This window comes from Salegentibacter flavus, assembly GCF_900115145.1.
GTDB classification, from domain to species: Bacteria; Bacteroidota; Bacteroidia; order Flavobacteriales; family Flavobacteriaceae; genus Salegentibacter; species Salegentibacter flavus.
On the sequence record NZ_FOVL01000007.1, the window covers coordinates 166,912 to 175,159 of the forward strand.

The 8,248-nt window shown below is 38.2% G+C and carries 8 protein-coding genes; 5 read left to right on the forward strand and 3 right to left on the reverse strand.

Translation table 11 applies throughout. The annotated features are described in order from the left end of the window. Nucleotides 1-528 precede the first annotated feature (528 nt). The 3 genes from BM266_RS07660 to BM266_RS07670 all read right to left on the reverse strand — a co-directional run bounded on the left by BM266_RS07660 (nucleotide 529) and on the right by BM266_RS07670 (nucleotide 2,693). Nucleotides 529-1,626, reverse strand: a complete 1,098-nt coding sequence (locus BM266_RS07660; RefSeq protein WP_093407920.1) for a hypothetical protein — start codon at nucleotides 1,624-1,626, stop codon at nucleotides 529-531. A 2-nt stretch (nucleotides 1,627-1,628) separates the two neighbouring features. Further along, nucleotides 1,629-2,411, reverse strand: coding sequence for an RNA polymerase sigma factor (locus tag BM266_RS07665; RefSeq protein ID WP_093407922.1), 783 nt, complete (start codon nucleotides 2,409-2,411; stop codon nucleotides 1,629-1,631). Between the two features lie 102 nt (nucleotides 2,412-2,513). Next, nucleotides 2,514-2,693 (reverse strand): hypothetical protein, encoded by a 180-nt coding sequence (locus tag BM266_RS07670; RefSeq protein WP_093407924.1) that lies wholly within the window; start codon nucleotides 2,691-2,693, stop codon nucleotides 2,514-2,516. An 89-nt stretch (nucleotides 2,694-2,782) separates the two neighbouring features. Between BM266_RS07670 and BM266_RS17070 the strand changes: the two genes are divergently transcribed. From BM266_RS17070 to BM266_RS17575, 5 genes are all read left to right on the forward strand, one after another. Beyond that, complete coding sequence (locus BM266_RS17070; RefSeq protein ID WP_175494777.1) at nucleotides 2,783-3,205, forward strand: hypothetical protein; 423 nt, start codon at nucleotides 2,783-2,785, stop codon at nucleotides 3,203-3,205. A gap of 254 nt (nucleotides 3,206-3,459) precedes the next feature. Next, nucleotides 3,460-5,280 carry an ATP-dependent nuclease gene (locus BM266_RS07680; protein WP_093407927.1) on the forward strand — a complete coding sequence of 607 codons (1,821 nt, stop codon included), beginning with the start codon at nucleotides 3,460-3,462 and terminating at the stop codon, nucleotides 5,278-5,280. Further along, nucleotides 5,280-6,623, forward strand: coding sequence for an ATP-binding domain-containing protein (locus tag BM266_RS07685; protein WP_093407929.1), 1,344 nt, complete (start codon nucleotides 5,280-5,282; stop codon nucleotides 6,621-6,623). Before BM266_RS07680 ends, BM266_RS07685 begins: the two co-directional genes overlap by 1 nt. A 155-nt stretch (nucleotides 6,624-6,778) precedes the next feature. Then, nucleotides 6,779-7,813, forward strand: a complete 1,035-nt coding sequence (locus BM266_RS07690) for a hypothetical protein (protein ID WP_093407932.1) — start codon at nucleotides 6,779-6,781, stop codon at nucleotides 7,811-7,813. Nucleotides 7,814-8,143: 330 nt separating this feature from the next. After that, nucleotides 8,144-8,248, forward strand: a 105-nt coding sequence (locus tag BM266_RS17575; RefSeq protein WP_175494778.1) for a LuxR C-terminal-related transcriptional regulator, incomplete at its 3' end; no start/stop codon positions are given.

Consider the following 8,248-nt stretch of genomic DNA (forward strand, 5'->3'; position numbering starts at 1 on the left):
GCTGCGAATTCTATTGTACAGTATTGTTGTAATTGAAAGTATTGTAAAGAATATAAATTAACCCAATTGGCTATAAGAGTCTAAAGTAGACCTTATGCTGTTTCTATTTTACGTTTAATTTACCTTATGCTATTAGAAAAATAGGAACGATGTGCAGGATAGGTTAGGTATGTGGGTTTAATTTGTAAATTTGAGTGAGTATGTTTAAGTAAATTAAAAAGATTAGATTGATTGACAATGTGCCTGTTATGTGGCTGAATAAATAGAGAACTCACGCCTCTGTATATACCTAAGCATTTAGTGAGTACCACAATCTGTCTCACCTTACGGGTGTACAGGCACCCTCATATTCTTTTCGGATAATTTATATCCGTGCTTCAAAATTCGTCTAACTAGTTTGCAGTGAATGTACTTGCGATTTTAAAATTCTACTAAGAGAAACCCACGCGTTGTATATGCTTACTGCATTTAGTGAGTGAAATGTTCACCTCACCTTGCGGGTGTACAAGCACCCTCATAATTTATCGTTCAATCTGTTATTAATTCAATACCGGCTTTTTCGGCCTTGTATTTAATTTTAGTCATCAGGTCATAATAACTCCAGTTTCTTAGTACAAAAGCCTCCTCCCTGGCTATTTCAATTTTCTTCTCCTGGTCCACTAAAACCAGCGTTCCTGCCTGGTGTTTTACACAGAAGTCGATAAGCTCCCTGCTATACAAGTGTAATCGGTGGTTTACATAATTATGTTCCTTTTCCCGAAATCTTTCCACGGCCTTTGCTTTTCGTTTACGTCCATTGCCCGACCTGGCATATTTGACTCCCTCCCGGGTCCTTCTACAGGCGGCCTGTATTGCTAACCTCCGGTATAGAAATTCCTCCCTGCTGCCGATGCTAAGCCTGGCTTTACCGATCTTCACCATAATAGGATACTCCAGTGACAAGCTAGCTTCCGCAACTACTTCCGGCCGTAACTTGTGCTTTTCTTTTTCAATTTCAAAGGTGGCCAACATAAAGATCTTTCCATCTTTTAACTTGAGGTGGGAAGTACGCATTTTAATCTCTCCCTTAGTCAGCTGATGCATCAATTTCCACTTGTCATTAAATGCCCTGCCTAAATAGGTTTTTACCGGGATGGAAAAGAACCGAAAGCAAAAGGCGCTTTTCTCTGGATTGAATTCCAGGCCACAAACCCCTTCCATGCTAAAGGGAAAAGCCATTTCCTTTTTGAAATTATGTAAGGAACGCTCGCCTCTCCAGTATTCCTCCCGGTTTTTCTTGAAAGTACTTTGAATTCTACTATTGAGTTGGGATAAAATGTTGGTGGGCATTTCTCCTTTAAATCGGTCGGATACCATCCGGTAGGTCGTGTTCATCCGGGAGCGGTTGAAGAGGCCCAGTTCATCCTTTTTTTTATCTACCAGTTTATACTTTACTCCTACTGATAGATAGAAGAACTCCTGGATCATTTCCTGAACATATAGATGGGAAACAATAAGGTTAGCAGCCTTGTGGCAGCGGTAACGCCATTGATAAAGCTTACCTTTCGCTTCCCTGCGTTCTTCCTCGGTAGGCAAATCGATCAACAATTGGATCCTTCGGGTGAGTGTTATCGTTTCCTTTCCCATAACTAAGCCGATTGTTGTTGTTCGTGTTTTAGCTGCATCAGCTTATAGGCGGTCAAAAATTCCTGGTGGACCTCCTTTTGGGAAAGGTTCAGCTCCCTGGCAATGGCAGCAAAGGAGTACTGCCTTTTATTACGAAGTTTCAAGACCTTTTTCTGTTCCTCGGTCATTTCTCCCTGTAGCTTAACTGCCAACAACGGTTTTGGTTTTGTATCCAAAGTGCTTCCCTGATGGATGATATTTTTAATATCTTCTATCGCTCTTTTCACCTCGTTACTGGTATGGGTAATACTGAACCCCATTACCTGACCAACCCTTTTATAGCGAAAATCATATTTTAAACATTGTTCAATAAGATGTCTTCTTTCGGAGCTAAGTAATGGGAAAACTTTTTCTATTCTGTCAAAGGCTTTTTGCTGTGCCTCGTGGTTTAGAAAGTGCTGATCATCTTTCTCTGGATCAAAACCGTGCAAATAGTCATGGTAGTTCTCGTAACTTTCCAGGGAATTGATGGTCCTGAAAAACTTATTTTTAGGTCGGACATAATAGGTATAGCATTCCCTTTTCATTACCATTCGCAGAAAATAGTAAATATGTTCCGGACGTTCTATACGGTCCCTTTTCTCCCATAATATGAGAAAAGTATCCTGGACCAGGGTTTCTACAGCAAAATCATCATCAAGAATTTGCCGACCCACCCAGAAGATATTGCGGTGGTACTTGGTATATATAAACTCTAAAGCATCAGGATGACCTTGTTGTAATAATTCAAAAATACGCTGTAACATAATATGCCCTATTAATTTTATCAGTGATTTGAATGAAAATTATTCCACTCAAGTACAGGTGTTCCACTTAAGACATCAATTTTAAATTGCTTGATCAATTATTCATTTATCTGAATTTAATGCCTTTTCTACTTGCTCCAACTTTTTATTATATTCTGCTAATAATTCATCTGCATATACTGGAGTTCTATCACCATTCAGACAATATCGTATGTACCGAGGAGTAACCTTATATTTACATGCAAGGGCTTTTACTACTCCCGTATTATAAGTTTTCTTCATAAATTACGTAAGTTTGCCTGTTCATTGATTTGTTCCTTTATTGGGAACAAAATCAAATATAGTTGATAATTTTCAACTAAACTAATATTTTGAAGATAATTATCTTCTATATGAGAAATATTTTGCAAGTTTTTACTGATATCGCCCAAAAGGAAGGGATTAGCATTACCAATTTGGAGAAAACGATTGGTGCAAGTAAAGGTGTGTTGTCGAGAGCAATAAATAAAGGCACCGATATTCAAGCAAAATGGTTATTGGCTTTGGTTGATAATTATCCCCAGTATAGTGCAGAATGGATTCTTACAGGAAATGGACCTATGCTTCAAAAAGATTCCGCTAATTCAATTAATAAAGAAACTGATCCAGAAGTTCTGCGGGAGAAATTAGTTAATCTTCAAAGTCAATTAGATGCTTTGGAAAAAGCAAATAATGCTTTAGAAGATGCCAATGACTCTTTAAAAGAGACAAAATTCATACTTCAGAAACGAATTGCAGAACTTGAAGGAAAATAAAGAGCTAGAGCTTGCTAACCGCTACCGAAAGTTATTGGGTTTTAGTTTTTTTTAGAAAAATAATTCGTCCCTTACCAAACTAACCGCAATTTTTCTCTTTTTACGTTTTTCCGTAATCTCCTTTTATTCTATTGGTTTATATTTAGCAAAATTGCGTTTATCCCAGGATATATATTTCAAAAAAGCTATATTAAGCCGGATATAACGAGTTGGGGCACATTCCAATAACAACCAATATTGAAAACAACTAATTAGTGAAACTATCTAAACTAGAGATTCTCAATTTCCGAGGAATTAGGACCTCAATCATCAACTTTGGCAGCCACAATGTATTGCTTGGACAAAACGATTCTGGGAAAAGTGCCGTCATGGATGCGATTGGAGTCTTACTTGGCCGAGACAGACTCGCTAGATCTATGGGGGATTATGACTTCTTCGGTGGAGATCCAAAGCCTGAGGATAGAATCTTTATCAAAGGTCTACTGACTGGCTTTGCTGACGAATCTCCTCAAGCTAGCCCTGATTGGTTCAATGATAACTCTGGCGGCATTCCTGTATGGTTCAATCCGCAAACCAAAGTTGTCACCAAGGGGGAACAACCTCCAGACAGCGTGTTAGGTGTAGAAATTGCTTTCTGTGCGAGATTAGATGTTGATGACTTAGAATATGAGAGCATCCGATACTTCTACTCGGGCGAAGGGGATCCGTTTGAAGATACTGCTATCAATATCTTGAAGGGTCATACCCACTTAAAGGAATTGGGGTTCTATCTACTACCTGCAAAAAGAACTTGGGATAGGACAATGACGTTCAACTCCGAGCTATTCAGACGAGTTTTGAAATTTCAAGAAGCTGTTCCAGGTCAAACAGTCGTGAATCTCAGAAATGATCTGAGAAACGATGGGAATAAGATTGAGGAGCAAGAGCCTCTTGATGCCATTATTGGCCGTCTAAATCTTGAATTATCTGGATTCGTCACTGATGATGGTAAGAACATAACCTTCTTGCCTACACAAGGAGATATTCAAGGAGTTCTGGACAACTTGACGCCCTTCATTGAAGCGACTGATAATGTAAAGATTCCAGTCAGCAAACATGGCTCTGGACTGATCTCGCTGCAGACTCTTCTCTTACTGCTGGAATTTGGACGATACCGGAATGAAAATGGGAAGAACTTCTTTCTCTGTGCAGAAGAACCTGAATTGCATCTACAGCCTGGGTTGCATAGGCGACTAGTTGGGAGGATAAGAGGTTTGGGAAATCAGACTTTGACCACAACACATTCACCTGAAATAGCAACATATTACAAACCAGATGAAATTTTAATCCTCAATAATAGGGATGGAGTACTTTCAGTGACACCTCTTCTAGCTGAATCTGAGACTCCTCCTGAATCTAATTCATTAATGCGTCTGTATACTCTTTATAGAAAGGAAGTATGCGAAGCCTTAATGAATAAAAAAGTAATTGTACCTGAGGGGGCAACTGATTTTCGATGGCTAAAACTTTTAATCAGTGCGAGCACAACTGCTGAGGGTTGGGAAGCATACAATACTGCCTCAGATAGAACGAAATCATTTGGCATTATTCCCACTCAGAACTCACATGTAGTCGGTACATATTCTCGATTTAAAGACCTTATCGAGGATGCTATTCCTTTGGTTGATGGGGATGCCGCTGGGCGCAAATATGTCAAACAGTTGCTTGCCGATGAGACTCCACCGAAAATCATCTTGAGTATGGGTGCAGACCAAGAATTGGAAGATTTGGTAAGTTGGATTGTCAAACCTGAAAAGGGTGAAAGATTGGCAGAGTTAGAAAAGGTCTTGGCTCCTTTCGAAGGGCAGACTTTGAGAAACTTCCTTCACGGAAACAAGTCTCATTGGGGTTACCAAGATTCCCTAGCAGACTACATATTGAGAAATGAAGATTGCGTCAAGAGAGCACGTCTTTTTGTAAACTCGGTTTATAGCATCGAAAATCTAGAAGGAGATTACGGATTGCTGTGGTTGCAAGATGATGATATGAGTACGGGAAACTCCATATTATACAACTTCCAATATCCCGAATTATAGTGGCTGGGATTGGTTATATAGGTCAAGCAGGAACTGGTAAGACAACAAAACTTATTGCTAGACTCAATGAGTCCTTAGATCTTGACTCTTGGCCAAATTCAGCTTCTTTGCTGGCGATAACGTTCATGCATGGTTCTCGCAGGAGGTTGGAAGAAAAGCTCAAGCCAATCCAACGAAAAGGAGTTCAAGTCAATTGCATGACAATTGATTCCTATAGTCTAAATCTACTTCAGAGATACAGAAGCTATCTTGGAATTGACAGAGCAATAGTCGTTGATGAAGATCCGAATCAAAAGAGGGATTTTGAAGGGAAATTGCACTTAGGCCGAAACATCATCAGACAATTTGCCAACGAACTGCTTGAATTTAAAATAGTCAAACAAGTTCAAAGCTTTTCATATCCAATCGTTGTAGTAGATGAGTTTCAAGACTGCGATGGTCTACTACTTGAGATTGTAAAGAAGCTCAACGCTTGCTGTGAGCTTGTCGTTGCCGCTGATGATTTTCAAAATCTAAATCCAAATGAAGAGTGCATTGCAACAAAATGGTTGTCTGAATCTATAGAACTAAAAAGATTAGAGCATGTTTGGAGAACTAACGACAGTAAGATTCTAGATAGTTCTGTTGCGATTAGGTCAAATGCCCAAACTACAAATGGTGTAGAGACGAAGTATGTTGCGTCACACCATTTGGCGGCATTTTTTATCCTATCGAACATGCAATGGAACGACAGAATGGGCGGTGGCAAGAGGACAGTGGCTATTATTTCTCCTGTCGGCCCTAGTAGGGATGCATTTGTTAGACAGACTTTGGAGCGCATTCAGAAACCGATGACAAAAAAGAACAAGTACTCTCTCGGCCCCAGACCATTTTTTCATGAGGGAAATGAAAGAATTTCTGCGCTTGATATTCTAACATCGTTCAATGATTGGAAAGATTTAGATTCTTTGACAATGAAAGAATTAAATAGTTGGTCGTTCGAGGGTCATTTAGGATTCAGTCATGCAGTAAAAAGAGCCAAGCGAATTATGAAACTGAGAAACGTAACTCACCTTTCAAAAACGGAATTTAGCGGTCTGCTGTCGTCTGGCATTCACTTCGTAAATACCTTTCTATCACGAACAGGAAGGAGTCGAATCTTCCTAACCGTGCATGGAGCTAAGAACAGAGAATTTGACGATGTTTTCATTATTTGGCCAAACTATACTCTTCCTAAAGGCGATCTTTATCGCAGAAAACTGATGTATAACGCGATCACGCGGGCAAAAAGAAAGGTTGTAATACTAGTACAAGACAAAGGTGATAGATCGGCTGAATGCCCGTTGAATCTCCTAAAATTTTAGCAGGTGAATAGAAAACGATGCCCCAACAATGTATATGAAAAATAGGTCAAATATCGGTAAATTCAAGGATTTGGCTGGTATCAAAAAGTGATTAACTGAAAGTTTTGTGCTTCGAAATCTCCTACTTTTCATATACTAAACGTTAGCCTACATATATGAAAAACTGTAAACTTTGTAAAAAAAATACTGCAGATAAAACGGGCTCGCATATTGTGCCTCATTTTTTAATGAAAAGGATTATTAATGAAGTTGGAACCCGTGAAAGGGATAAAGAATTAGGCTTTAAAATAACACCCGAGACAACTGGGAGTTTTTTTGGAAAAGCTGTACTGCCGGAGAAATTAGAGGAAATTTATGGAGAAGTTACAGACGAATTGATTGAAAAAAATGATATTGAAGATATAGTTGACAATTATTTTTGTACTTCCTGTGAAAAAAGGTTTTCAGTCATTGAAAATAAATATGCAAAAACTTTAGAGAAATCAACAAAAATTGACCAAAATTATATTAGCGAAAAAAGACCATTATTAGGGTTTTTATTCTGGAGTTCTATTGTTTGGAGATTATCAGTTCAAAACAATAGTGGGTTTAAACTTAAAATTAAGGAAGAAAATAAATTACGGCGCATATTGGATAAATACTTGGCAATAAAAACACAAGATTTACAGCCAAAACTTTCCGACCCAGATTTGGCTAATATTGGTTACAAAATTATTCGCTCACCTTATTTTTCCGATAAGTACAGTACTTGGTTACATTGGTCACCTGAATTTCAACGACCATATTCTTTTATAATAGATGAATATTTAGTTTTTTTCTATTTTAAAAAGACTCATCTAAATGGAATGGTTCAAAATTTTTACGATTCCGAAAAGTTTAAAAAAAATGCCATTTTCAACACACCGTTTTGCGAGGAAACAGTTTATGGGATTGCTCACGACAATTATAATGTTATCTGTAAAAGGCTTGCTCACTTTGCAGCAAGTAAAAGGAATGAATATCTCCGTTTTTCGTTAGATATAGTACACCAAAAACTAAGCGGAAATCGAGAGCAAATGCCATCTCGATATAAAGAAGAAATAATGAGAAGAATAGCAAATAGCGAAGAAAAGTTGGGCAGAAAAGGAACGACAGAAGAATTTATAAAAATTACTAAGGATACAATTACAGAACTCAGTATTAATACGTAGACTAAAAAAGAACTGAATTAAAAAACAACTTCTTACATTAATTTCAAAACAAAATTTCTTCATGGTGCAACCCTGATTTAGCAATAGTGGATATACTGGACTAAGCTGACCCCCCTAACAGTCTATATTTAGCGTGCTGTCGTTCTGGCGGATGCTGACCCCCCTTAAGAAAACGAAGATAGCTAGAATTTTAAATTATTCTGGAGTATGTTGACCCCTCTGGATGATTTATTTGGGAGCATGTTGACCCCCCCAGGCTTTTTCTTTCAGGTTTTAGTTTATTTGGTGGTATCCACCAAAAGATGAGAAATGTCCGGAAAACCAAAACTAATGAGTCAAGTAAAACAAATACTTCTTCTACGCCAACAGGGAAAGGGAATAAAAACTATCGCAAAGAACCTTTCGATTAGTAAAAATACCGTCAAAGGCTATGTC

Coding starts and splice junctions, on each gene's coding strand:
- BM266_RS07660 (WP_093407920.1), bottom strand. CDS start 1,626: ATGGGAAAGGAAACGATAACACTCACCCGAAGGATCCAATTGTTGATC.
- BM266_RS07665 (WP_093407922.1), bottom strand. CDS start 2,411: ATGTTACAGCGTATTTTTGAATTATTACAACAAGGTCATCCTGATGCT.
- BM266_RS07670 (WP_093407924.1), bottom strand. CDS start 2,693: ATGAAGAAAACTTATAATACGGGAGTAGTAAAAGCCCTTGCATGTAAA.
- BM266_RS07690 (WP_093407932.1), top strand. CDS start 6,779: ATGAAAAACTGTAAACTTTGTAAAAAAAATACTGCAGATAAAACGGGC.